Source organism: Streptomyces sp. NPDC047974 (assembly GCF_040653375.1).
Lineage (GTDB): Bacteria > Actinomycetota > Actinomycetes > Streptomycetales > Streptomycetaceae > Streptomyces.
In genome coordinates, this window is the sequence record NZ_JBEZNU010000109.1 from 1 (window position 1) to 1,557 (window position 1,557).

A 1,557-nucleotide genomic window follows, 5' to 3' on the forward strand; every position below is an offset into this window, starting at 1 on the left:
GTAGAAGCCCGATAAGTGCGTGGCATGCGGTGGCGGGAACCTCGGTCCGATTCCAACCGCCGACCGGCATCCTCCGGAAGAACAGATAACCCGCCTCACGGCGGGTTGGCAGCTGATCCAAACGCGTGCGTTCTACCTTTTGGAGGCCACTTCTTGAACCACCTCTCGCACCCGCTTTTCATACGCAGTGATGAGCTGCTTCCTCAGGTCTGGCGTTGAGGGTTTCCCGGCATTTCCCGGGCGCGCAGCATATTCCTTCTGGAAATCGCACATGGCTGCGAACACCGCATTGCTCATCTCATCATTCGCAATGGTTGGCGCGGCGGGGCTTCCATCAGGGTTGATGCCGATGTCGAATTTCATCTCGCCCGTATAGCCGCCGAAGCTGTTCTTTGCATTCACAGTTCCGCAAGCGACCGTACCGTCATAGAGTGCGAATACTTGGCGGACCGTGATCCTTGCCGAATCAGGATCCTTCAATGCCTTGCGAACACCCGCCTCAACTGCGGCTCTGATTGCCTCAGTCTTCTCTTTTTCAAGCTCCTCCTCGCTGGGAGAACAGCCAGCGAGACTGCCCATCAACAAGATCATCAGCATCCGATTCCGCATATCCGTTCCTCCATGTGACGAGAACGGATGTTCGCTCAATGTACGCTGTTTTCAGCAGATGCAGCGCGCTTGCGAGAAGCGCCCTGATCTCATCTCATGGCCAACATGTGCGGCATCAGGCAGCCGCGATCGCGGCCTCTTGCAGTGCGTCGAGTCTCTGTGCGGCGGGGATGCGCCGAACCGGCGCCACCAGACGGAACCTGTTCCAACGCCCTGAGTCCGGTAGCCCAGCCCGATTCGAACGGGCGCCCCTCCCCTTAGGGCGGGGATTTCTCTGCGCGTTCAATCAATGGCTTATGAAGTGAATAGGACCGGCTTGGGGCCATTCCGCCCAAGCACTGGGCTGCATCTACTACTGCTCCGCCCTCACCCACGGCCCTATCGGCTCCCTTGCCTTGGGCGAGATCACTGCCGGCAGCAGACCGACCTCACGACTACACTGTTGTAGCCTTCTCATGATTGCGTCACAGTTCCGCACTTGCAATGGAGCTGCCGCATGCACGGAATGACTCAACCTCTCGGGATGGCAACAGCCGGGATCACACTTCTGCTGCTGGCTGCCTGCACATCCGTTGGCGGCATGCGAAGTACTGGACCTGCAGCAGCTTTCTCGTCCAGTCAGGAGCCCTTGGCTGCCGCTACTTGTGTCCGCGATGCCTGGGGAGAGGTGAGCATCGGAGGATCGCGGTGGCAGTACGTGATTGAGCCCCGTACAGATGGCTACTCCGTATCGACCTCCAATGGCGGGGTCCCGGCGGAGTTTGTTGAGATCACCCCCCAGACTGGAGGCGGGAGCGAGATCAAGTTCTACAGCAAGTTCCTGAAGCGTCGGCAGGCTCGCTACATCGAGGCCGTCACCCTATGTGGTGTCCGCTCGGAGTAGCCCCAGCTCTTGAATGTCGCGAAGGTCGAAGCCTTTTCGATTCACCGCAACACCCAGATGTCGCC

Annotated in this window: 1 protein-coding gene; it reads right to left on the reverse strand. The window is 59.2% G+C overall.

The annotated features are described in order from the left end of the window. Positions 1 to 132 precede the first annotated feature (132 nt). Positions 133 to 597 carry a hypothetical protein gene (locus AB0E19_RS38655; RefSeq protein WP_281055588.1) on the reverse strand — a complete coding sequence of 155 codons (465 nt, stop codon included), beginning with the start codon at positions 595 to 597 and terminating at the stop codon, positions 133 to 135. Between the last annotated feature and the right edge of the window lie 960 nt (positions 598 to 1,557).

Coding starts and splice junctions, on each gene's coding strand:
- AB0E19_RS38655 (WP_281055588.1), bottom strand. CDS start 597: ATGCTGATGATCTTGTTGATGGGCAGTCTCGCTGGCTGTTCTCCCAGC.